The 23,418-nt window shown below is 62.7% G+C and carries 23 protein-coding genes; 12 read left to right on the top strand and 11 right to left on the bottom strand.

Annotated features, from left to right (window positions below; all coding sequences use genetic code 11):
* Positions 1 to 73: 73 nt before the first annotated feature.
* Together E8E95_RS09080 and E8E95_RS09075 are read right to left on the bottom strand one after the other, a co-directional pair.
* On the bottom strand, positions 74 to 439 hold the full coding sequence (locus tag E8E95_RS09080) for a DUF5064 family protein (RefSeq protein WP_179060859.1): 366 nt from the start codon (positions 437 to 439) through the stop codon (positions 74 to 76).
* Between the two features lie 146 nt (positions 440 to 585).
* The gene (locus E8E95_RS09075) at positions 586 to 903 is read right to left on the bottom strand and encodes a DUF2288 domain-containing protein (RefSeq protein WP_077526363.1); all 318 of its coding nucleotides are present in this window, start codon (positions 901 to 903) and stop codon (positions 586 to 588) included.
* 305 nt (positions 904 to 1,208) lie between these two features.
* On the opposite strand from E8E95_RS09075, the gene E8E95_RS09070 reads away from it, so the two are divergent.
* The 7 genes from E8E95_RS09070 (at position 1,209) to E8E95_RS09040 (ending at position 8,708) form a co-directional block, all read left to right on the top strand.
* Positions 1,209 to 2,330 carry a branched-chain amino acid ABC transporter substrate-binding protein gene (locus tag E8E95_RS09070; RefSeq protein WP_179060861.1) on the top strand — a complete coding sequence of 374 codons (1,122 nt, stop codon included), beginning with the start codon at positions 1,209 to 1,211 and terminating at the stop codon, positions 2,328 to 2,330.
* Between the two features lie 115 nt (positions 2,331 to 2,445).
* Positions 2,446 to 3,369 carry a high-affinity branched-chain amino acid ABC transporter permease LivH gene (gene livH, locus E8E95_RS09065; RefSeq protein ID WP_179060862.1) on the top strand — a complete coding sequence of 308 codons (924 nt, stop codon included), beginning with the start codon at positions 2,446 to 2,448 and terminating at the stop codon, positions 3,367 to 3,369.
* Positions 3,366 to 4,622: a high-affinity branched-chain amino acid ABC transporter permease LivM gene (locus E8E95_RS09060; protein WP_280349527.1), complete on the top strand. Its 1,257-nt coding sequence runs from the start codon at positions 3,366 to 3,368 to the stop codon at positions 4,620 to 4,622. The genes livH and E8E95_RS09060 overlap by 4 nt, the downstream gene beginning before the upstream one ends.
* Complete coding sequence (gene livG, locus E8E95_RS09055) at positions 4,619 to 5,386, top strand: high-affinity branched-chain amino acid ABC transporter ATP-binding protein LivG (RefSeq protein ID WP_179060864.1); 768 nt, start codon at positions 4,619 to 4,621, stop codon at positions 5,384 to 5,386. Before E8E95_RS09060 ends, livG begins: the two co-directional genes overlap by 4 nt.
* 3 nt (positions 5,387 to 5,389) lie before the next feature.
* The gene (locus E8E95_RS09050) at positions 5,390 to 6,091 is read left to right on the top strand and encodes an ABC transporter ATP-binding protein (RefSeq protein ID WP_179060865.1); all 702 of its coding nucleotides are present in this window, start codon (positions 5,390 to 5,392) and stop codon (positions 6,089 to 6,091) included.
* Between the two features lie 277 nt (positions 6,092 to 6,368).
* Positions 6,369 to 6,815, top strand: a complete 447-nt coding sequence (locus E8E95_RS09045) for a phage infection protein (protein ID WP_280349526.1) — start codon at positions 6,369 to 6,371, stop codon at positions 6,813 to 6,815.
* A 279-nt stretch (positions 6,816 to 7,094) separates the two neighbouring features.
* Positions 7,095 to 8,708 carry an FMN-binding glutamate synthase family protein gene (locus E8E95_RS09040; protein ID WP_280349525.1) on the top strand — a complete coding sequence of 538 codons (1,614 nt, stop codon included), beginning with the start codon at positions 7,095 to 7,097 and terminating at the stop codon, positions 8,706 to 8,708.
* A 120-nt stretch (positions 8,709 to 8,828) separates the two neighbouring features.
* Here the strand turns inward: E8E95_RS09040 and E8E95_RS09035 are convergent, their stop codons facing one another.
* From E8E95_RS09035 to E8E95_RS09010, 6 genes are all read right to left on the bottom strand, one after another.
* Entirely contained in the window at positions 8,829 to 9,611 is a 783-nt protein-coding gene (locus tag E8E95_RS09035; RefSeq protein WP_280349524.1) for an SDR family oxidoreductase, read from the bottom strand.
* A gap of 82 nt (positions 9,612 to 9,693) precedes the next feature.
* Positions 9,694 to 10,749, bottom strand: coding sequence for an ABC transporter ATP-binding protein (locus E8E95_RS09030; protein ID WP_280349523.1), 1,056 nt, complete (start codon positions 10,747 to 10,749; stop codon positions 9,694 to 9,696).
* Between the two features lie 13 nt (positions 10,750 to 10,762).
* Positions 10,763 to 11,608, bottom strand: a complete 846-nt coding sequence (locus E8E95_RS09025) for an ABC transporter permease (RefSeq protein ID WP_120652227.1) — start codon at positions 11,606 to 11,608, stop codon at positions 10,763 to 10,765.
* Complete coding sequence (locus E8E95_RS09020; RefSeq protein ID WP_280349522.1) at positions 11,605 to 12,513, bottom strand: ABC transporter permease; 909 nt, start codon at positions 12,511 to 12,513, stop codon at positions 11,605 to 11,607. Before E8E95_RS09020 ends, E8E95_RS09025 begins: the two co-directional genes overlap by 4 nt.
* A 95-nt stretch (positions 12,514 to 12,608) precedes the next feature.
* Positions 12,609 to 13,712, bottom strand: coding sequence for an extracellular solute-binding protein (locus tag E8E95_RS09015; protein ID WP_280349521.1), 1,104 nt, complete (start codon positions 13,710 to 13,712; stop codon positions 12,609 to 12,611).
* Positions 13,713 to 14,079: 367 nt separating this feature from the next.
* On the bottom strand, positions 14,080 to 15,543 hold the full coding sequence (locus tag E8E95_RS09010; protein ID WP_280349520.1) for an aldehyde dehydrogenase family protein: 1,464 nt from the start codon (positions 15,541 to 15,543) through the stop codon (positions 14,080 to 14,082).
* Between the two features lie 187 nt (positions 15,544 to 15,730).
* Here E8E95_RS09010 and E8E95_RS09005 point away from each other — a divergent pair, with 187 nt between their 5' ends.
* The 4 genes from E8E95_RS09005 (at position 15,731) to E8E95_RS08990 (ending at position 20,004) form a co-directional block, all read left to right on the top strand.
* Entirely contained in the window at positions 15,731 to 16,618 is an 888-nt protein-coding gene (locus tag E8E95_RS09005) for a LysR substrate-binding domain-containing protein (RefSeq protein ID WP_280349519.1), read from the top strand.
* A gap of 213 nt (positions 16,619 to 16,831) precedes the next feature.
* On the top strand, positions 16,832 to 18,973 hold the full coding sequence (locus E8E95_RS09000; RefSeq protein WP_280349518.1) for a calcium-binding protein: 2,142 nt from the start codon (positions 16,832 to 16,834) through the stop codon (positions 18,971 to 18,973).
* Positions 18,974 to 19,205: 232 nt separating this feature from the next.
* Complete coding sequence (locus E8E95_RS08995; protein WP_077526349.1) at positions 19,206 to 19,487, top strand: peptidylprolyl isomerase; 282 nt, start codon at positions 19,206 to 19,208, stop codon at positions 19,485 to 19,487.
* A 304-nt stretch (positions 19,488 to 19,791) separates the two neighbouring features.
* Positions 19,792 to 20,004 carry a DUF4287 domain-containing protein gene (locus E8E95_RS08990; protein ID WP_280349517.1) on the top strand — a complete coding sequence of 71 codons (213 nt, stop codon included), beginning with the start codon at positions 19,792 to 19,794 and terminating at the stop codon, positions 20,002 to 20,004.
* Positions 20,005 to 20,075: 71 nt separating this feature from the next.
* Here E8E95_RS08990 and E8E95_RS08985 read toward each other — a convergent pair whose 3' ends face one another.
* Together E8E95_RS08985 and E8E95_RS08980 are read right to left on the bottom strand one after the other, a co-directional pair.
* A complete protein-coding gene (locus E8E95_RS08985; protein WP_280349516.1) occupies positions 20,076 to 20,441 on the bottom strand; it encodes a hypothetical protein in 366 nt (121 codons plus the stop codon).
* A gap of 225 nt (positions 20,442 to 20,666) precedes the next feature.
* Positions 20,667 to 21,095, bottom strand: a complete 429-nt coding sequence (locus tag E8E95_RS08980) for a hypothetical protein (RefSeq protein WP_280349515.1) — start codon at positions 21,093 to 21,095, stop codon at positions 20,667 to 20,669.
* A 551-nt stretch (positions 21,096 to 21,646) separates the two neighbouring features.
* On the opposite strand from E8E95_RS08980, the gene E8E95_RS08975 reads away from it, so the two are divergent.
* Entirely contained in the window at positions 21,647 to 22,309 is a 663-nt protein-coding gene (locus E8E95_RS08975) for a hypothetical protein (protein ID WP_280349514.1), read from the top strand.
* Positions 22,310 to 22,515: 206 nt separating this feature from the next.
* Here the strand turns inward: E8E95_RS08975 and E8E95_RS08970 are convergent, their stop codons facing one another.
* A complete protein-coding gene (locus E8E95_RS08970; protein WP_280349513.1) occupies positions 22,516 to 23,412 on the bottom strand; it encodes a DUF2950 domain-containing protein in 897 nt (298 codons plus the stop codon).
* Positions 23,413 to 23,418: the final 6 nt, after the last annotated feature.

The raw sequence follows: 23,418 nt of genomic DNA, 5'->3' as shown, positions 1-23,418 counted from the left end.
AAAACAAAGGAGGCCGAAGGCCTCCTTTGTGGACAGGTGGAAACCGCGCAGCGGTTTCCACCGGGGAGAACGGTCAGAAACCGTCTTTCTCGAGATGGTCGAGGTTCACCGTCTCACCGGGCTCGGCGCCCAGCACGCGGCGGATGTCTTCGAAGATCAGGTCGTATTCCTTGTGGTTACGCATGATCAGTGTGGTGTTCGGGTGCAGCCCGTTCTTCACCGCCACCTTGGAAACGATGCTGGCGAAGTTGAACGCGGTATCGCGATGCATCTCGAACTCTTCGGAGAATGGCTTGCCCTCGATTTCGCCCACCATGCGGAAGTGCAGCATGGTGCCTTCCTTCGCATTCGGACGCGCTTCGTAATAGAGGTCGATGGAGAACTGCTGCCCCGGAAAACCGGGCACGCTGGCCCGATGTACATGGCCTGGTTCGAACATGGTTACGCTCCCTGTGGTTATCAAAGAGAAGATGGTGGATTGAGTCTAGCCCGCTCCACCAGTTTCGCTGGCCGCCTCTGACCGGTGCACGATCAGGCGGGCGGCGCACTCCTGGACGCCTTCCCTGGTATCCATCAGACGCCGGCTCAGTGAAGGCTCGGCGCCTCGTCCCGCTCCTGGATCAGGACCCAGGGCGCTACCACCACGGCCCAGAGCTTCGGATCGCGAGCTAGCAGATCCTGGGCGCGCGACTCCTCCACCTTGCTGAGTTTGCCGGCCGCCAGAAGTGCCGCGACCTGTGCCTTGTCGTCTTCGGCTACGGCCAGTGCAACGCCGACCAGGTCCGCGGCACCGTCCACCCAGAGCAGGGCGCCCCGGGCGAAGAAGGGCTGCAGCTCCTCCCAGGTGATGGCGGCGGTTTCGCCGAGCAGCTTGGCATAGAGGGTGCTAGCGTTATCGTTCATGGCTTGTATTGAGTTGGTTGGTAACGAAAGGATTTGGGGGCGCGCAATGATAGCGCCGGTCAACTTTCAGACAAGCCCTGCTTGACGATGCCAACCATGCACAAGACACGCCGTATTTCTATACGTTTGTTTCAATTAAGCGACACAAGATCATTCCGCCATCAATACCCGACTTTTCAAGCCGTAAATCAGCAATCTACACTGTTCCGGTACAGTTGTCGGGGCGTGTCGGCGGGGTGCAATACCTTGTCCCGTAGCTTCGGCAAACAGGACAACAACAACGAAAAACACAAGAGTGGAGCACTATGAATAAGGCTACCAAGCAGATTTCCAAACTGTTCGCCGCCATGGCTCTCGCCGGTGTCGCCAGCTACTCCGTAGCAGCTGACACCATCAAGATCGCCCTGGCTGGCCCGGTGACCGGTGCGGTTGCCCAGTACGGCGAGATGCAGTTCATCGGCGCCAAGATGGCGATCGAGCAGATCAACAAGGCCGGCGGGGTGAACGGCGCTCAGCTCGAAGGCGTGGTCTATGACGACGCTTGCGATCCGAAACAGGCTGTTGCCGTAGCCAACAAGATCGTCAACGACGGTATCCACTACGTAGTTGGCCACCTCTGCTCCAGCTCCACCCAGCCCGCGTCCGACATCTACGAAGACGAAGGCATCCTGATGATCACCGCGGCCTCCACCAGCCCGGACATCACCTCCCGTGGCTACCAGCTGGTGTTCCGCACCATCGGCCTGGACAGCCTGCAGGGCCCGACCGCCGGCAACTTCATTGCCGACCACATCAAGCCGAAGACCGTTGCCGTCATCCACGACAAGCAACAGTACGGCGAAGGCATCGCCACTGCCGTCAAGCAGACCCTGGAAAGCAAAGGCGTGAAAGTCGCCCTGTTCGAAGGCATCAACGCCGGCGACAAGGACTTCTCCACCATCGTTTCCAAGCTGAAGCAAGCCGGTGTGGACTTCGTCTACTACGGCGGCTACCACCCGGAACTCGGCCTGCTGCTGCGCCAGTCGGCTGAAAAAGGCCTGAAAGTACGCTTCATGGGTCCGGAAGGCGTGGGCAACAAAGAGCTCTCCGCCATCGCTGGCCCGGCTTCCGAAGGTCTGCTGGTAACCCTGCCGAAGTCCTTCGACCAGGATCCGAAGAACCAGGCCCTGGTAGATGCCTTCAAGGCCAAGAACGAAGACCCGAGCGGTCCGTTCGTGTTCCCGGCCTACGCCGCTGTACAAGTCATCGCCGAAGGCATCAAGAAAGCCGGCGAAGACGATACCGCCAAGGTAGCTGCCGCCCTGCGCGCCAACTCCTTCGCAACCCCGACCGGCAACCTGGCCTTCGATGAGAAGGGCGATCTGAAGGACTTCAGCTTCGTGGTGTACGAGTGGCACAAGGACGGCACCAAAACCGAAGCTAAATAAGCTTCCCGCCTGAACGCAAAGCCCACTGCTTAGGCAGTGGGCTTTGTTTATCCGTGTTTTACGGGCTCCGCTGCGCCACAAGCGCCGCTTTTCGTGATGCCCGAGGAGTTAGGGAATGCCTGATCTCTACCACTATCTGCAACAGCTGGTTAACGGGCTCACCGTTGGCAGCACCTATGCCCTGATCGCCATCGGCTACACCATGGTCTACGGCATCATCGGCATGATCAACTTCGCCCATGGCGAGGTCTACATGATTGGCTCGTACGTAGCCTTCATCGTGATTGCCGGGCTCACCATGCTCGGTCTGGAAAGCCTTCCGATCATCATCGTCGCGGCCTTCGCCGCGAGCATCATCGTTGCAAGCGCTTACGGTTACAGCATCGAACGGGTCGCCTACCGCCCCCTTCGCGGCAGCAACCGCCTGATCCCGCTGATCTCCGCGATCGGCATGTCGATCTTCCTCCAGAACGAAGTACTGCTGACTCAGGACTCCAAGGACAAGGCGATTCCCAACCTGATTCCGGGCAACTTCGTGTTTGGCGAGAGCACCATGAATGGCGTGGTGATCTCCTACATGCAGATCCTGATCTTCGTCGTCACCTTCCTGGTCATGTACGGCCTCACGATGTTCATCTCCCGCTCGCGCCTCGGCCGTGCCTGCCGCGCCTGCGCGGAAGACATCCGCATGGCCAACCTGCTGGGCATCAACACCAACAACATCATCGCCCTGACCTTCGTCATCGGCGCCACCCTGGCCGCCGTGGCCGCGGTGCTGCTGGGCATGCAATACGGCGTGATCAACCCGCACATCGGCTTCCTCGCCGGTATCAAAGCCTTCACCGCAGCCGTGCTCGGTGGCATCGGTAGCATTCCGGGCGCCATGCTCGGTGGCCTGGTGCTGGGTGTAGCCGAAGCCTTCGGCGCCGACATCTTCGGCGACCAGTACAAGGACGTCGTGGCCTTCAGCCTGCTGGTTCTGGTCCTGTTGTTCCGGCCGACCGGCATCCTTGGCCGTCCGGAGGTGGAGAAGGTATGAGTACTCGACTCAAAACGGCGTTCTTCAGCGCCCTCCTGGTGCTGGCCGTCGCCTACCCGGTCCTCGGCCTGAAACTCAGCGTCGTCGGCGTGGGCCTGGTGGTCACCGGCGCCAATACCCCGACCCTGCTGGCGATCGCGGCGTGCGCCGTGGCCATGTTCTTCTGGCAACTGATGCGTGAAAAAGTCCAGGGCGCCTGGGCTGCTGCGCCCAAGCTGCCGGGCATGTCGAAGAAGACCAGCAACTTCCTGACTCTGCCTTCGACCCAGCGCTGGTTCATCCTCGGCCTGATCGTCCTGGCACTGGTGTGGCCGTTCTTCGGTTCGCGCGGGGCGGTCGACATCGCCACGCTGATCCTGATCTACGTGATGCTCGGCCTTGGCCTGAACATCGTGGTCGGCCTGGCAGGCCTGCTGGACTTGGGTTATGTCGGCTTCTACGCCGTCGGCGCCTACAGCTACGCGCTGCTCTCGCACTACTACGGCCTGGGTTTCTGGGTGTGCTTGCCGATCGCCGGCCTGATGGCGGCTTTCTTCGGCTTCATCCTCGGCTTCCCGGTGCTGCGCCTGCGCGGTGACTACCTGGCCATCGTGACCCTGGGCTTCGGCGAGATCATCCGCATCCTGCTGCGTAACCTCACCGGCCTCACCGGCGGCCCGAACGGCATCAGCAACATCGACAAGCCGACCTTCTTCGGCCTGTCTTTCGAGCGTCGTGCCGAAGAAGGTCTGCAAACCTTCCACGAGTACTTCGGCTTCGCCTACAACTCGGTGAACAAGGTGGTCTTCCTCTACCTGATCGCCCTGCTGCTGGTGCTGCTGACCCTGTTCGTGATCAACCGCCTGCTGCGCATGCCGCTGGGCCGCGCCTGGGAAGCACTGCGTGAAGACGAAATCGCCTGCCGTGCACTTGGCATGAATCCCACCGTCATCAAGCTCTCCGCCTTTACCCTGGGCGCCAGCTTCGCGGGCTTCGCCGGCAGTTTCTTCGCCGCGCGCCAGGGCCTGGTGACCCCCGAGTCCTTCACCTTCATCGAGTCGGCGACCATCCTCGCCATCGTGGTGCTCGGTGGCCTGGGCTCCCAGCTGGGTGTGATCCTGGCAGCCATCGTGATGATCCTGCTCCCCGAACTCATGCGTGAGTTCAGCGAGTACCGGATGCTCATGTTCGGCGCCCTGATGGTGCTGATGATGATCTGGCGTCCGCAAGGTCTGATGCCGATGCAACGTCCCCACCTGGAGCTGAAACAATGAGCCGCCCGATTCTCGAAGTAAGCGGTCTCACCATGCGCTTCGGCGGCCTGTTGGCCGTCAACGGGGTGGGGCTGACCGTACAGGAAAAACAAGTCGTCTCCATGATCGGCCCGAACGGCGCCGGCAAGACCACTGTGTTCAACTGCCTGACCGGCTTCTACCAGCCGACCTCCGGCAGCATCAGCCTGGATGGCGAGCAGATCGAAGCCCTGCCGGGCCACAAGATCGCTGGCAAGGGCGTGGTTCGGACCTTCCAGAACGTTCGCCTGTTCAAGGAAATGACTGCGGTGGAGAACCTGCTGGTCGCCCAGCATCGCCACCTCAACACCAACTTCCTCGCCGGCCTGCTGAAGACTCCGGGCTTCCGCAAGAGCGAACGCGAGGCCATGGACTACGCCGCCCACTGGCTGGAGAAGGTCAACCTGACCGACTTCGCCAACCGCCCGGCTGGCACCCTGGCCTACGGTCAGCAACGTCGCCTGGAAATCGCCCGCTGCATGATGACGCGCCCGCGCATCCTCATGCTCGACGAGCCGGCCGCTGGTCTCAACCCGAAAGAGACCGACGACCTCAAGGCGCTGATCGCGATGCTGCGCAACGAGCACAACGTGACCGTGCTGCTGATCGAGCACGACATGAAGCTGGTGATGAGCATTTCCGACCACATCTATGTGATCAACCAGGGCACCCCCCTGGCCGACGGCACGCCGGAGCAGATCCGCAACAACCCCGACGTGATCAAAGCCTATCTGGGGGAGGCCTGAACCATGCTTACTTTCGACAAGGTTTCCACCTTCTACGGCAAGATCCAGGCGCTTCACGGCGTCAGCATGGATGTGAAGAAAGGCGAGATCGTCACCCTGATCGGCGCCAACGGCGCCGGCAAATCGACCCTGCTGATGACCCTCTGCGGCTCACCGCGTGCCGCCAGTGGCAGCATTCGCTATGAAGGCGAAGAACTCGTTGGCCAGGAATCCTGCGACATCATGCGCAAGAGCATCGCCGTCGTGCCGGAAGGCCGCCGCGTGTTCGCTCGCCTGACCGTCGAAGAAAACCTGGCCATGGGCGGCTTCTTCACCGCCAAGGGCGACTTCCAGGAGCAGATGGACAAGGTGCTGCACCTGTTCCCACGCCTGAAGGAACGCTTCGAGCAACGCGCCGGCACCATGTCCGGCGGCGAACAGCAGATGCTCGCCATCGGCCGCGCGCTGATGAGCAAGCCCAAGCTGCTGCTGCTCGACGAACCTTCCCTGGGTCTGGCGCCGATCATCATCCAGCAGATCTTCGACATCATCGAGCAACTGCGTAAGGACGGCGTGACCATCTTCCTGGTGGAACAAAACGCCAACCAGGCGCTCAAGCTGGCCGACCGTGGCTATGTGCTGGAAAACGGGCACATCGTCATGCAGGGCAGCGGCGACGACCTGCTCAACGACCCCAAGGTCCGCGACGCCTACCTCGGCGGCTGACGACCTCGCTGTACAAGAAACGGCCCTTCGGGGCCGTTTTCTTTTTCCGGCACTCCGGCATTTGTAGGGTGAACCCCGCTTTTCCGGTCCACCAATGAAGTCCGGCTCGGCTACCTACCGGCGGATAAAACAACACAAGCCATTGATGCAAAAGGATTAAATCAACCATCAACGGCATTGATGGTCTCTATCGGGCGTGATCACTTTTTAATCATTCACCCATCCGTAAGATTGGCTCCGTACTCAGTTTCCAGCCCCCCTTCGAGGAGCCCAGACCATGAAAACTCAAGCCATCGCCGCACTGTTCATCGCCACCCTGAGCAGCTCTGTTTTCGCTCTGCCGTCCTCCTCCCAGACCATCGAGCCGGTTGTCGCTGAAGGCTACATGGTGCTGGATCGCGTTGCCGAAAGTGGTTCCGACCGCACTGGCGCCAACCGCATCGCTGAAGGTGGCTCCGACCGCACCGGTGCCAACCGTATCGCCGAAGGTGGCTCCGACCGCACCGGTGCCAACCGCATCGCTGAAGGCGGTTCCGACCGCACTGGTGCCAACCGTATCGCCGAAGGTGGCTCCGACCGCACTGGCGCCAACCGCATCGCTGAAGGTGGCTCCGACCGCACTGGCGCTAACCGCATCGCCGAAAGCGGCTCCGATCGCACCAATGCCTTCCGCGTTGCTGAAGGGGGTTCCGACCGCCTGCCGCAAGCCCAACGCGTAAGCTGATCGCAACTCGCTACAAACCCTCGAAGCCCGGCAGATGCCGGGCTTTTTTTGTTTAAGGGAACGCGTTCATTCACGACTGCAAACCGTAGGTTGGTCCGAGCGCAGCGAGGCCCAACGATGCGTAGTCCAGCGTTGCTGTGTTGGGCTTCGTTCCTCAGACCAACCTACAGGAAGCGCCCAGCACCAAGCCTGTCCAGGAATCCCGATCTTGAGCCTCGGCAAGGCAATTCCCGCTCATACGCACTACTCTGTGCCGGTACCTGCAAACAAGGAGTCCGCATGAGCCTTTCGCTATTGAGCCGCTACGCCTTCTTCGCCTTCTGCATCCTGTTCACCCTCATCAGCCTGCCCTTCATCGGCCAAGAATGGGTGTGGCCCCTGACGCTGCTGGGCGCAGTACTCAGTGCCCTGGGTGTGTTCGACCTGTTGCAATCGCGCCATGCGGTGCGGCGCAACTACCCGATCCTCGGCAACATCCGCTACCTGGTCGAGGGCATCCGCCCGGAGATCCGCCAGTACCTGCTGGAAGCCGACGACGACCGCCTCCCCTTCTCCCGCGCCCAGCGCTCGCTGGTCTATGCGCGGGCCAAGAATGAAGGTGGCGACAAACCCTTCGGCACGCTGATCGACGTCTACCGCGCCGGCTACGAATTCATCGGCCACTCCATGCGCCCGGCACCGCTCAGCGACCCGTCCAGCTTCCGCGTGGTGGTCGGCGGGCCGCAATGCACCCAGCCGTACTCGGCCTCGGTGTTCAACGTCTCGGCCATGAGCTTCGGCTCGCTCAGCGCCAACGCCATCCGCGCGCTCAACCGTGGCGCCAAGCTCGGCAACTTCTACCACGACACCGGCGAAGGCAGCATCAGCCCCTACCACCGCGAGAATGGCGGCGACCTTGTCTGGGAACTGGGCAGCGGCTACTTCGGTTGCCGCACCAGCGACGGCCAGTTCGACCCGGAGCGCTTCGCCACCCAGGCGCGCAGCCCCCAGGTGCGGATGATCGAAATCAAGCTGAGCCAGGGCGCCAAACCCGGCCACGGCGGCATCCTGCCCAAGCACAAGGTCACCGAGGAAATCTCCCTCACCCGTGGCGTGCCCATGGGCGAAGACTGCATCTCCCCTTCGCGACACAGCGCCTTCTCCACCCCCATCGAAATGATGCAGTTCATCGCCAAGTTACGAGAACTGTCGGGCGGCAAGCCGGTGGGTTTCAAGTTCTGCCTGGGCCATCCCTGGGAGTTCATGGGCATCGCGAAGGCCATGCTGGAGACCGGTATTCTCCCCGACTTCATCGTCGTCGACGGCAAGGAAGGCGGTACTGGCGCGGCGCCGCTGGAATTCACCGATCACATCGGCGTACCCCTGCGTGAAGGCCTGCTCTTCGTGCACAACACCCTGGTCGGGCTGAACCTGCGGGACAAGATCAAGCTCGGCGCCAGCGGCAAGATCATCAGCGCCTTCGACATCGCCAGTGTGCTGGCCATTGGCGCCGACTGGGCCAACTCGGCACGCGGCTTCATGTTCGCCATTGGCTGCATCCAGTCGCAGTCCTGCCACACCAACAAATGCCCCACCGGCGTCGCCACCCAGGACAAGCTGCGCCAGCGCGCCCTGGTGGTACCGGACAAGGCACAGCGGGTGCAGATGTTCCACCGCAATACCTTGAAGGCCCTGGCCGAGATGCTCGCCGCTGCCGGCCTGGATCATCCCAACCAACTGGAACCCCGCCATCTGGTGCGGCGCGTCTCGGACAAGGAAATCCGCCTGTTCTCGCAGATTCACCTCTTCCTCAATCCGGGCGACCTGCTCAAGGAAAAGATCGAGGCGGACTTCTACGAACGGATGTGGGATATGGCGCGGGCCGACAGTTTCGAGCCGTCGTGCGCGTGGTGAGAAATGAGGGGCCGCTTCGCGGCCCTTAGCGATTGAAATCGCCCCCACAGGACCAGCACGAACCGCACTTGTGGGGGCGAATTCATTCGCGAAGCAGCCCGCAGGGCTGCCCTTACAGGCTCAACCCTTCAACACCCCACCATCCACCGGAATCAGCGTCCCGGTGACATAGCTGGCAAGCGGGCTGGCCAGGAAAGTCGCCATCGCACCGAACTCCTCCGCCGCGCCATAGCGCCCCACCGGAATCGCCGCCTGCTCCTTGGCCATCAGGCTGGAAACCGACGCACCACTGCGTTCGGCTGCACGCAGCAACAGGATTTCGGTGCGCTCGGTCCAGAACGAACCGGGCATCAGGGTATTCACCGTAACGCCATCAGCGGCCACTTCGCCGGAAAGGGTCTTGGCCCAATTGGCCAAGGCGCTGCGCAAGGCGCTGGACAGGACCAGACCAGGAATAGGCTCCACCACACTGGTGGACGAAATCATCAGGATGCGACCGAAACGACGCTGGCGCATGCCGGGGAGGAATGCGTCCACCAGCGCCATGGTGCTCAGCAGCATGGCATCCAGTTGGCGGTGCCAGAGTTGCGGATCGAACTCCACGGCATTGATCGGCGGCGGCCCGCCGTTATTGGCGACCAGGATGTCCGGCGCACCGATGGCCGCCACGACCTGCTCGATGGCCATGTCCACAGCCCCCAGATCGTTCAGGTCCACCGCGACCGCCTGGGCCTCACCGCCCTCCTTGCGGATGCGTTCCACCGCCAGTTCCAGCTTCGACAGGTTGCGCGCCAGCAGGCAGACCCGCACGCCCTCCCTGGCCAAGGCCTCGGCCACACCGAATCCCAACCCGGAGCTTCCGCCACAGATGAGGGCACTGCGGTTCTCAAGTTGAAGGTCCATGTTCAGCACTCCATTTCCAGATTCACCCGCCAGTGTGCACCCGGCAGTGGCGCAGGCCAATGCGCAATCGACGCCGCCTCACTCATGCCGAAAGCACCCGGCAGGCATGCTCCGGAATGGTCACCGACACCGGGTTGCCGATGGCCAGGCCAATATCCTGGCAAGGCGTGGTCAGCGCAGTGAGGGAAACGCCGGAGCACTCCACCGTGGTCTCGATGGTGGCGCCGATGTCCCGCACGAAGGTCACCGTACCCGGCACGCTGTTGGCGCCGCCGGTGTGGGGCGTCGACAGTTGCAGGTCTTCCGGGCGCACCAGCAACTTGATCGGCGCGCCGGCCTGAATGCTGTTGCAGATTGGCGCCTGGATCGCCGCGCCACCGGGCAGGCCGACGCGTCCGCTACCCAGCGCAGTGGCCGGGAAGATGTTGCCGGTGCCGATGAAGTCGGCGACAAACTCGTTGGCCGGATTGCGGTAGATCTCGATCGGCGTGCCCACCTGCTGCACCCGGTGCTCGCCCAGTACGACAACGATATCGGCCATCGTCATGGCCTCACGCTGGTCGTGGGTGACCATGATGGTGGTGATGTTCAGGCGCTGCTGCAGCTGGCGGATCTCGATCTGCATCGACTCGCGCAGCTTGGCGTCCAGCGCCGACAAGGGCTCATCCAGCAGCAACAGCTTGGGATGCGAGGCGATGGCGCGGGCAATGGCCACGCGTTGGCGCTGCCCACCGGAAAGCCGCGACACCGGCCGGTCGACCATCTGCTGCAACTGGATCATCTGCAGCAGCTCGGCCACCCGCGCTTGCTGCTCGGCCTTGGGCACGTTGCGCAGGCGCAACGGGTAGGCAATGTTTTCGCCGACCGTCATGTGCGGGAACAGCGCCAGCGACTGGAACACCATGCCGAAGTTGCGCTCGTGCGCCGGGGTGAAGCCGATGTTCTTGCCATCCAGGAGGATCTGCCCGGAGCTCAGGCTCTCCAGGCCGGCGATCATCCGCAGCAGCGTGGTCTTGCCGCAGCCCGAGGGGCCGAGGAAGCACACCAGCTTGCCTTCCGGCAGGTGCAGGTTGACGTCCGTCACGGCACAGATGGAGCCGTATCGTTTTTCGACATTTTGCAGAATCAGTCCAGACATGCTTCACCTCGACTCAGAACGACACGCCGCCATCGCCAACCAGCTTCTCCAACGCCCAGATCAGGGCGAAGTCGATCAGCACGATCAGCACGGCAAAGGAAAATACGGTGGGATCGAGGGACGACACGGTGCGGCTGTACATCCAGATCGGCACGGTCATCACATCGATGTTGTAGAGGAAGTAGGTAACGGTGAACTCGTTGAACGACACAATGAAGGCCAGCAGCATCCCGGCCAGGATGCCCGAGCGCATCAGCGGCACCACCACATCGCGTATCGCCCGTAGCGGCGACGCGCCGAGCATCTGCGCGGCCTCTTCCACCTCGGTGCCGATGGAAACCATGGCCGCCGTGCAGTTCTTCACCACGAAGGGCAGCGCGAGGATTACGTGGGCGATCACCAGCCGCGAGGTATCCATGTGGAACGGCAGGCTGTCGAACACCAGCAGCAGCGCCAGCCCCAGTACCACCATGGGGAACACCAGCGGCAGCGACATCAGCTGCAGCGCCACCGCCTTGCCACGGAACTCGCAACGGGTCAGCGCGTAGGACGCCGGCACCGCCACCAACGTCGCCAGCACCATCGTCAGGCAGGACACCAGCAAGCTGGTGGTCAGCGCCTGGCCCAGGCTCAGCACATCACTCGCATCAGGCGAAACGAAGGTGCGCCAGGCCGCTTCGTACCATTGCAGGCTGTAGCTCGACGGCGGGAAGTCGAGGTTCGACGCGCCGCTGAAGGACATCACGATCATGGTCAGGATCGGCAGCACCGCCAGCAACAGGATGACGCCGGAAAGGATCATCGCGAAGCGACCGGTTTCCCCCGGTAGCGCCGCGTGGGAACGGAAAGGATTGCTCATTGCGAAGCCTCCAGCATGCGGCGGCGACGGCCAGTGACGTATTCGGAGAAAGTCATGATCGCCAGGGTGGTAACGATCAGCACTACGCCAGCGGCGGAGGCGGCGGGCCAGTTCATCAGCGGGGCGATCTGGTCATGCACCATCACCGCCAGCATGGGCACGCGCCGCCCACCGAGCAGCAGCGGTACCACGAAGCTGCTGGCGTTGTAGGCGAACACCAGGGTGGCGCCGGTGAAGATGCCCGGCAGGCTCATCGGCAGTACGACCTGACAGAACACCCGCACGCGGCTGGCGCCCAGGGTCGCGGCGGCTTCTTCGTAGGTGCGCGACACGCCGCGCATGGCGCTGGCGATCGGCAGCACAGCCAGGGGGAAGGCCGTCTGCACGAGGCCCATGAGTACACCGGTCTGGTTGTAGAGCAGCATCATCGGCCGGTCGATCAGCCCCAGCCCCATCAGGGCCTGGTTGAGCATGCCCGCCGGACCGAGGATCACCAGCCAGCCGTAGCTTTGCAGCAACAGGTTCACCAGCAATGGCAGGAGCACCGCGGCCAGGAAAATCCGGCGCAGGAATGGCGACTGCAGGCGCGACATGCAGTAACCCACCGGAATCGCCAGGGCCACTGCGATCATCGCGCTGAACAGCGCCAGGCGCAGGGTCAGCAACAGCGACTTCAGGTAGTAGGGCTCGGCCAGTTGGGCATAGCTGGCTAGGCTGAACCCACTCCATTCCGCCCCCTTCTCGCCGATGCTCATGCGCAGCACCAGCAGGCTGGCGGCCACCAGTACGGCCAGGAACAGCATCGAAGGGGTAAGGAATAGCCAGGCCCGCACAGTAGGAGAAACCGCCTTCGCCGGGCGCAGCGGCGCCGCGCCGACCGGTTCGGTCAGATCAATGTGTTCCATATCGGTCGTCTCGTCAGAACAGGGAAACCACGCGCCCGAGCGGACGGCCGAAGGCCAGCCGCCCGGCGCGACTCACGGCAGGTGCCGTGGCTGCATCAGGAAGAGAAGATTTCCGTGTAGCGGCGAATCCACTGGTCATGGACCGTAGCGAGGAAGGCGTTGTCGTGCATGATCGCCTTCTCTGCGATCTGCTCCGGCGTGAGGATGAAGGGGCTCTTGCGCGCCTCGGCGGAGATGATCGCCTTGGAGTTGACCGGACCGTTGAATATGTCTTCGGCCATCTTGCCCTGCACCAGCGGGTCCAGCGAATGGTCGAGGAAGGCATAGGCCAGGTCGGTATCGCCCGGACGGTGCTTGGGCATTACCGAGAGCATCAGGTCGGTGTAGAAGCCTTCCTTCATGCCGAAGGTGGCGCCCAGGCTGTAGGCGGGATCGCGGATCTGCTTGGGGAAGAACGCCGGAGCGTAGAGACCGCCCATATCCAGCGAGTTGGTGCGGAACAGCTCGGCGATCTGGTTGGGGTTCTCGCCCAGGGTCATCACGCGGTCTTTCAGCTCTTCCAGCTTCTTGAAGCCCGGCTCGATGTTATGCACATCACCACCGGCCAGCTTGGCCGCGATGATGATCAGGTCCATGGCTTCGGTCCAGTTCGGCGGCGGCAGGAACAGGCGGCCTTCGTAGGCCGGGTCCCAGAGCGCAGCGTAGCTGTCCGGCACATCCTTCACGGTGCGCGTGTTGTAGACCAGGCTGTTGCACCACAGCAGGTAGCCGATGCCGTGGCCGTTGGCGCCGGTCTGGTACTGGACGGGCACGTCCTTGAGGTTGGGAATGCGGTTGAGGTCGGGTTTCTCCAGCAACCCGGCACTAGCCAGGCCTTCGGCGCCCACCCCGGCGAGGGTGATGATGTCGTACTGTGGACGATCACCGCCGGCCTTGAGCTTGGCGACCATTTCCGAGGTACTGCCGGTGCGGTCCGCGATCACCTTGGCGCCAGTCTTGGCTTCGAAGGTGGCCGCGATATTGCGCAGTGCCGCAAGCCCGGTGTCGTCCGACCAGGTCAGCAGTCGCAGGGTCTTGCCCTGGAAGCGGGTATCACTGGCGCTGGCCCGGATGAAGGGCATCGACAGGGTGGCGGCAGCCACCGAAGCGGCACCCACCGTCTTGATGAAATTTCTTCTGCTCAGATCATGCTCGCCCATTGAGGACTCCTCTTGTTCTTGTATGGAGCTGCGGCAGCGAATTGGCCGGCGGGGCCATCCTGCGGCGCACCGCAGAGCGCAACAATCGAAAATTCGTCATCGGAGCCATGTCCTCAACGCATGGCTGGACCCCAGACATGACAAAGCCGCCGGAAGGCGGCTTTGTCAGAGTCGAGGCATCGAAGCCCGGCAATATGGGAGCGAATGCTTGTGGATCGGTGAAGCATGAGCGCTCTTTGTGGGGGCGAATTCATTCGCCAAGGGACGCGCAGCGGCCCCGCTGTTCCGTCGAGCGGGCCTGAGGCCTGCTTGGCGATTGAAATCGCCCCCACAGGTGAGGCATCCCCTCACCAGCTCCTATTGGGCGTCAGACCGCCCGTACCACGTGCTTGATTTCCTGGAAGGCGGATAGACCCCACGGGCCGAGTTCGCGGCCGATGCTGCTCTGCTTGTAACCACCCCAGGCGGTCTGCGGGAAGATCACCTGCGGCGAGTTGATCCACACCATGCCGGCCTGCAGGGCGTTGGCCACGCGCTCAGCCGCTTCGAGGTTGCGACTCACCACGCTGGCGACCAGGCCGAACTCGCTATCGTTCGCCAGTTCGATGGCCTCTTCCTCGGTGGCAAAGCTGCGTACGCAGAGCACCGGGCCGAAGATCTCTTCGTTCCACAGGGCGCTGTCCTGCGGCACATCGGCAAACACGGTGGGTCGCAGGAAGTAGCCGCGTTCCAGCTCAGCCGGACGCTCGCCACCGCACACCAGACGGGCGCCGGAGGCGATACCGCGCTCGATATGACCGCGCACGCGCTGGTACTGGGCCTGGTTCACCAGGGCGCCCATCTCCACTCCCTCACTGAAGGGGTCACCCACTTTGGTGGCCTCGGCACGGGCCTGTACCCGCGCCAGGAAGTCCGCCAGCAACGGCTCGGCTACCAGCACGCGGCTGGTGGCCGAGCACATCTGCCCGGCGTTGAAGAAGGCACCACCGCAAGCCAGCTCGACCGCCAGTTCCAGGTCGGCCTCCTGCAGCACCAGCAGCGACGACTTGCCGCCCAGTTCCAGGCTGACGCCCTTCACGGTTTCCGCCGCGCGCTGCATCACCTGCACACCGACTGCGTTACTGCCGGTGAAAGACACCTTGGCGACTTTCGGATGGGACGACAGCGGTGCGCCCACCGCCAGGCCAGTGCCGCACACGATGTTGAGCACGCCAGCCGGCAAGCCGGCCTCATGAATGATGCGCGCCAGTTCCAGTTCCGGCAGCGGCGTCACTTCGGAAGGCTTGAGCACCACCGTGCAGCCCGCGGCCAGGGCCGGGGCGAGTTTCCAGGCGGTGGTCACCATGGGGAAGTTCCAGGGCACGATCAGGCCCACGACACCGTAGGGCTCACGGCGCAGGCGTGCGGCGAAGTCTTCGGTGGGCAGCTCGATCGGGCGGTCCTGCTGGGCATCGAGGCCTTCGGCCAGGCCGGCGTAGTACTCGAAGGTACCGATCACATCATCAACATCGATGGCTGCCTCGAACAACGGCTTGCCGTTGTTGGCGGACTGCAGCTGAATCAGGGTTTCGCGGCGCTGGCTCACGCCCTCGGCAATACGACGCAGCACAGCACCGCGTTCGGCGCCGCTGCGGCGGGCCCAGGCCGGGAAGGCATTGCTGGCGGCTTGCACAGCCTGGTCGACACTGGCAGCGTCGCCGGTGCCCAGCGTCGCGAGCTGTTCTTCGGTGGCCGGGTTGACCACGACCAGCTCGGCACCGCCGGTCAGCCACTGACCATCGATGTAAACGCCTGCGAGGGTTTCGGTGTAGGTCGGGAGCGTGTTCTGCATAGCAAGATTCCGTCGATTCTGGGCCGCCGAACCTGCAATCGGCGCGGGTGACATTCAGCGCCTTGCCGCTGGATGCGCGGCAGCAAGAGCTGGGGCAGGTAGGATGCGTAATTGGACCCGTCGGACGACGGCCATGACAAGGCAAAATTCGTCATACTTGCCATGTCCTCACGTCATGGCTGCCTTGATGAAACGCCTCCCTCCCCTGCCAGCGCTGCACACCTTCCTGGTCACCGCCCAATGCTGCAACTTCACCCGCGCCGCCGAACTGCTGCACCTCACCCAGGGCGCCGTGAGTCGGCAGATTTCCGGCCTGGAAAGCCACCTGGGCTACCCACTGTTCCAGCGTCAGGCGCGGGGGCTCAGCCTTACCACGCAGGGTCGCGAGCTCTTGCCGCGTATTCAGCAGGTGTTCACCCTGATCGATGAGGCCGTCGAACAGGTCGGCGCAAAGCGCCAGGCCCTGCAACTCAAGGCTCCCACCTGCGTGATGCGCTGGCTCCTGCCGCGACTGATGCGCTGGCAGGCGGAACGCCCGGACGTACCGGTGGAACTGACCACCACCGTGCAATACGGCGTCGATTTTCGCCGTGAAGAGTTCGACGCCGCCGTCATCTACGGCACCCAGCCCGGCAATGGCCAAGTCGCCCACCACCTGTTCGATGAACAGCTCACGCCCGTGTGCTCCCAGCAACTGATGGACGGCCCCGTGGCGCTCACCAGCGTCGCCGATCTGGCCCTGCATACCCTGCTTCACCCCACCCGCGATGATCAGGACTGGAAAACCTGGCTTCTGGCCGCAGGCGCCACCCTCGACAAGCTCGGCAGCGGGCACCACTTCGATACCCTCGACCTGGCCCTGTCCGTCGCGGCCCAAGGCAATGGTGTGGCCCTGGGCGACTGGGCGCTGATCGGTGAAGACCTCGCTACGGGCCGCCTGGTGGCCCCCTTCGACCTCAAAGTACCCACCGGCGGCGCCTATTTCCTGGTCTACCCGGAGCGTCCAGGCGCCAGCCAACAATTGCTTGAACTGGCCGAATGGCTGGTGGTCGAAGCCCACGATGAGCAGATGTAACTAGGCACTTCACGATCGGTGCACCGCAAAAGTGCACATGCCGGCCGGCAACACCCGAGCCCATCGGGCGCGTTGATATGAGGTGCCACATGGCTTGCCCGTCGATCGCCACACCGGGTGTCCAGCCGCTCCGGCCACCCGGACCGGCCTGTCTATACCTAACCTCGAACCTGCCGTAACGGTTCGCTCTTTCCACTTCGGGAGGAATGATCCATGGCTACTTTCCCTGGCACTCCGGGAGACGACTTCATATTCGGCACGGAAGACGACGACCTTATAAACGGACAAGGCGGCAATGACTTCCTGCTCGGCTCCGGCGGCAATGACACTATCGACGGAGGCGACGGCAACGACGACCTCTCCGGCGACTCAGGCAACGACACGCTTCTCGGCGGCAACCACGACGACACCCTCACCGGCGGGCTTGGCGCCGATCTCCTCACAGGGGGCGGCGGCGTCGACAGCTACTTCTGGACCGTCGAAACCGGTAACGAATCCAGCTCCGTGAGCCTGGACCGCGTTACCGACTTCGAAGGCTCGGGCGCGCCCGGCGGCGACATCCTGCGGATCTCCAGCCTCCCCAGCCGCCTGGTCTTCCAGGGTGCCCGCAACGGGGTACCCACGGTGGGAAGCAATCTCGGCTTCGGCAATAACGGCTTCACCGATGTCTTCTACGCCATCGGTGCCGCCAGCACCCTGCTGTTCGCCGACTCCAACGACAACGGCATCTTCGACGCCACCGACTTCGCCGTGCAACTGGATGGCATCCACAACCTCGTCAGGAGCGACTTCGGCGCCACCGCCTTCGTCATTGCTGGCACTGAAGGCGGCGAAGTGATCAATGGCACCAACGATCCCGACACCATCTTCGGCCTCGGCGGCGGCGACGTGATCAACAGCCTCGGCGGCAACGACATCGTCGATGGCGGCGCCGGCAACGACACCCTCAACGGCGGCGCGGGTATCGACCGCCTCACGGGCGGTGCCGGCAACGACATACTCAATGGCGAGGCCGACCGCGACCTGCTGATCGGCAACGCCGGTAACGACATCCTCAACGGTGGCGCCGGCAACGACACCACCATGTCCGGTGGCGATGGCAATGACATCGTCAATGGTGGCGAAGGCAACGACACCCTCGACGGCGACGACGGCAACGACGTTCTCAACGGTGGCGTGGGCAATGACGACTTCTTCGGCGGAGACGGCAATGACCAGATCTTCGGCGAGGACGGCGACGATGAGATCTTCGCCGGCCCCGGTAGCGACATCCTCAATGGCGGCGCCGGCAATGACCTGATCATGGGCGAAGCGGGCCAGGACACCCTCACCGGTGGCGCTGGCGACGACGAGTTCGAGTTCTTCACCGGCTTCAACCCCAGTTCGCCATTCGCCACCTTCGACACCCTGACCGACTTCCAGGGCGCCGGCGCAGTGGGCGGCGACACCCTGGAGCTCAATGGAGAGTTCTTCTTCCGCGGCCAGGTCAACATCAATCCGCAACTGGGTGCCGTGCTGGTCGGCGGTGGCAACGGCGTGACCGACCTGTTCTATACCCTGCGCCAAGGCAACACCTGGCTGATCGCCGACGAGAATGACGACGGCCTGCTCGACAGCCTCGACTTCACCCTGCGCCTGCAGGGCACGCACAACCTGACGCAGGACGACTTCGGTAGAAACACCGATTTCATAGTCGCCGGCACCGAAGGCAACGACGTGCTCATCGGCACCCCCGGCGATGACCGCATCTTCGGCCTGGGCGGCAATGACCAGATCTTCGGTCTGGAAGGCGCCGACTTCCTCGACGGCGGCAGTGGTGACGACGTCATCGACAGCGGACCGGGCTTCGACGAGCTGTTCGGCGGCACCGGCAACGACACCCTCATCGTCCAGGAATTCGCCAATGCCAACGGCGGCGACGGTGACGACCAGTTGTTCGGCGGGGCTGACCCCTTCGGCTTCCAGACCAACCTCAACGGTGACGCCGGCAACGACACCCTGACTTCAGGCGAAGCGGGTGCGGTCATGCAGGGGGGTACGGGCGACGACGTGCTGGTGAGCAGCAGCGCCAACGACTTCATGGTGGGTGACGTCTTCTTCGAGCCACCGGCAGGGACGGACCAGTTCAAGTTCGGCGCGATCTGGGGGCAGGACGAAATATTCGACTTCGAAGACGGCGTCGAAAAAGTCGACCTCAGCGCCAGCGGTCAGACCTTCGCCGACCTCACCATCGCAGACTTCTTCGGCAGCACCCAGATCACGGTGACCGCCGACGTCAATGGTGAGATCGGCAGCATCACCCTGACCGGCGTCCCCGCCGCGAACATCACCGCTGACGACTTCGTCTTCGCCTGATGCGCGCCCAGGTCCCCTCCCCCTTCGCTTTTCTCCCCTCTCCCTCCCGGAGAGGGGCCGGGGGTGAGGGAAACAATCACCGTTCGGAGCCCATCACTGCCTTGTGGGGGCGAATTCATTCGCCAATCGATCCGCAGGATCGACCTATCCATGCTCCATCCCAACCAGGCATCTTGAATCAGCAGCCAAATCCGCTAGGCTCTGCCCCCTCAACAGACGAGGAGTACCCACCATGGCACGCGCCACCGCCCGCCACATCCTGGTTTCCAGCGAAGAGAAGTGCAACGAACTGAAAGCCGCTATCGAAGGCGGCGCCGATTTCGCTGAAATCGCCAAACAACACTCCACCTGCCCCTCCAGCCGCGACGGCGGCAACCTCGGCTCCTTCGGCCGTGGCCAGATGGTCAAGGAATTCGACACCGTCGTATTCAGCGCCCCGCTGAACGTCGTGCAAGGCCCGGTGAAAACCCAGTTCGGTTACCACCTGCTGGAAGTCACCAGCCGTCAGGACTGATGGTTCCAAGGCGCCGCCGCTCGGCGGCGCCTGCTTTCCCCCCGCTCTGCCCCTTTCCAACAATCTCCAATCTCCCGCCTCCCTACCACCTGTCGGCATGTCTCCAGCTGACGCTCAAGCGCGCCCAAACGGCCAGCGGCACCAAGGCTATTGTAGGAGCGAGCTTGCTCGCGAAAAGGTCGGGCTCCGAAGCTTCTCTAACGAGTTCGCTCCTACATAGAGCAATCAGCACACGGCCGATAGGCGACACGTTCCGTCCTGAACTACCGTAGTTACGCCCGAAAGCATCCAAAGGAGTTTCACCATGTCGGAAGACACCAAGGTAAAAGGACCGGCCTCGTACTTCCCCTCCATCGAAAAGAAATACGGACAACCCATCACCCATTGGCTGACGCTGCTGGGAACCGTGAGCGGCAAGAAGCACATGGAAATGGTGGCCTGGCTCAAGACCGAACATGGCATGGGCCACGGACATGCCAATGCCCTGGTGGCGTATTACCTGGCTGCTGCGAAATAACGTACGGCTACGTCAGGAGCGCTCACTCCGTTGCGGGCCGGCAGGTGCCGGCCCGCCGTTCAGGTACCTGCTCAATAACCCCCGATATCCGACCCGATGAATATCCCCAACCTCGGGTCGTAGTACTGAATCACGATCCGCGGACTGCCGTAGCGTTGGTAGTAATAGGGGCGTTCACCCATGTAGTAACCGCCGTAGTAGCGTGGCGCGTAGATCACGCGCGGGCCGTGGTTGTAGTAGCCGCGGTGGCGGTAGTAGTGCTTGTGGCCATAGCCGTGGCGATTGCCCTTGAAGTGCTTGCCACCGCCGTGGCCGCCGCCATTCCAGGCAAGCAGGGTTTCGCCAGAACTGCTGGAGGTCGGCCAGGGTTGCTGCGCGAGGACCAGCCCGCTGGCCGCGCAGGCCAGGAAGAAGACGAACGGTTTGAGGATACGCATGGCGAGCCCTCCTGCATGGTCCCCCCAGCTTTTACCCCCGCCAGATCAGTATAGTTTTTGACCAGTTGTTGACCTGATTCCGGGCTGCCATGCGTCGGCGTGCCAAGGTCTTGGCGACGTACGGTGAAGGCCTTTTTACGCCTCGCCAGCACTGTAGGAGCGAGCTTGCTCGCGAACCTCCGAGCCCGACCTTTCGCGAGCAAGCTCGCTCCTACAAAGAAGCCGCTACAGCCGGGACCAGGCGTGGGCGGTTCCGATCAGATACATCCCGCCGAGCACCAGGCAGGCGGCCGAACTGACGATCCAGAAGCGGGCACCGTTGTAGCCGGGTCTGAACCGGGCAAGGGCCAGGCCTGCCATCCCACGCAACAGCAGGACGGTGGTGATCGCGGCCAATACGAAACGGGCAGCCGGCAGGGTCGAGAACAGGCCGGCGCCAGCCAGTGCGTACAGTGCCCAAATCACGAGCATGAGGATGATCGCGCTGGTGATCAGCGCCGGCTTCCGACGGCCCTCGCGTGACCAGCGGACGATCCGTTCGCCGGCGCCCATGGCGTCATACCAGGCTGGACCGAGAAAGATGCAAGCGACATGCAGCGCAGCGGCGAGGAACGTGCCCGAAGCGGCCAACAGCAACCAACCATTGCTTTCCATAGAGAGCCTCCGGAATCGAAACCTGATGTTGGCGGTGCACCGAGAAGCGGGCAATGCGGTTGAAGAGCGCAGAACTCGGATCGATGGGCACCCCTTCACTGCCCCACATCCTGCAAATGAACTGACTAACACGGCATATAGGCCATCACATGACCGAGTAACCAGCTACCGCTCATCAAAATCCCGCAGTGTCCACATGGACTTCATGGCTATCGGAAACCACCGGTTTAGAGGCGATCTCTCACTTTTCACGAGCCGTTATAACCATCTCCAGCGCTGCCGCTGGTCGGACTTTTGATCGTTTTTTGATCAAAATCCGCAGGTTGCGATTATTATGCCCCGGCGATCAGGACGCGCCCTGACATCAACACCACTGATTAGCGCGCCTGACTTTGGCATCTAAATCCTGAATAACTCCACAGTGCATGAGTTCATGTACCGGGGATTTTTCGTCCCCAAAAAAGTTCGCAGTCACGGCGAACTGAGAAATCCACAATTCCAATGCCGCTGTTGCATCAGTACAGCGCCCAATTGTTAGAAAGAGGTAAACCATGGAGCTTTTTCATCTTGTTGCTTCCCTGTTCCAGCAGCCGGCAACCATGGAGCTGACTCGCATGGGCGTCGTCTACGCCCACCTCATCGCTTGCTGCGTGGCCATCGGCCTGGTCCTGACCAGCGATATCGCCATGGTCAAGCAACTGTTCCAGGGCCGCGATTCCACCGAGGCCGATAAAGAACATCTGCATACGCTGAAGAAGACCGTACTGCTCGCCCTGGCGGCACTCTGGGTGACCGGTATCGGCATCCTCGCGCTGGATTACTCGCAGAAGGGTGCGATGTACTTCCTCAACCCGAAACTCCAGGCCAAGATCCTTGTGGTCGCCCTGCTGACCCTCAATGGCTGGGTGCTGCACAGCGTGGTAATGCCTGCGATGGACAAGGCCGGCAGCCTGCTGAAGATGGACATCAACGCCCGTAGCCTCGCGCTGTTCTCGGGTGTCATTTCCGGGGTGTCCTGGTTCTACGGTGCGATGCTGGGTATCGCCCGTCCGCTGAGCTGGAAATACTCCCTGGGCGAAATCATGGTCGCCTACCCGGTACTCATCTGCCTCGGCTTCGTCGCGATGACCCTGCTGGTGAAGTGGGCCGCCAACCGGACCCCGGCCCAGGCCAAGGTTCCTGCTGGAATGACCCCCGCGCTCGCTACCTGCTGAGCGTGGGCGGGCAAGGACGCCCGACCTTATTGAGAAAAGCCGCAGGGGCCTGATTGGCCCCTGCGGCTTTTTCGTTGGGACAATTTGATGGGTTTCGCTTCGCTCTACCGCATCCTACGGATCTAGCGAGTGATCAACCTGCTGACGCTGACCGTAGGATGGCGTGGAGCGCAGCGATACCCATCGGCAGAAGGCCGTTTACGCGATTACGAGTCCGGCGTGTCGTCGGTTTTGACCTCATCCCAACTGCTGTCCGGATCGAAGATCTTCATGGCCTTGGCGATCTTCTCGCTGTCGCGTCCCAGGTCCTTCTGAAACACCTGGCCCTCGTGGCTGATCATGAAGCTCATCACTCCGCTGTCACCGTACTGGGCGGGCCAGGCGACCAGGGCGAAGCCGCGGCTCATGGCCTTGCCGAGCATGTAGCCGTAAGCGCCACCGGGGGCCGACGGCCCTTGGGCGGTGAGGATGCGGAAGTGATAGCCGTGCCAGTCATCACCCTTGGTCTGGCCACCAAAGAGCGGGCCGAGCGGGCTCTCCTCGGTACCGTCTTCATCGGCCCAGTAAAGGCCGTCGTGCTGGCCATCGCTGCTGATGAACTTCTGGGCGTACTCGAGGATGCCGTCACCATTGCGATCGACCTCGGCGTAGTCCATCTGTGCGTCGTGATACGCCTCCGCCGCCTCGATGGCCGACAGCTCATTGCGACCGATGCGGCGCAGGCGAATCTCCTCGCCGCCGGCCTTGGCGTCGAAGCTCCAGCCTTCCTTGCCCTGGACGATTGGGATCGGCAGGGTCCAGGGGTCATTACCGACGACGACATGGGCGCGGCCCTTGGTGGCGGTGTCGATGCTGTGCTTTTCCCGGTAGTAGGCAATGAAGGCATCGACGTCCTTGCGTTCGATGCCCTTGGTGGGGATGTACTCCTGCCAGTTGGCTCCCAGCAACGCAGCCAGGCGATTGGCATCGGCCTTTTCGGTTCCGAGAGCGGCGACGAAGGCATCGGCTGCGGCGTCCGGAGTCTTGAAGCGCTCGATTGCGCCGGCGCCCATGGCGCAGGTGGCGAGCGACAGCAGGGCGAAGATGCGGATTGCGCGATTCATGTGCTG

The organism is Pseudomonas sp. BN414 (genome assembly GCF_029871275.1).
Lineage (GTDB): Bacteria > Pseudomonadota > Gammaproteobacteria > Pseudomonadales > Pseudomonadaceae > Metapseudomonas > Metapseudomonas resinovorans_C.
Note: the sequence above shows the minus strand (reverse complement) of the source record. Positions and strands in the feature narration are given on the sequence as shown.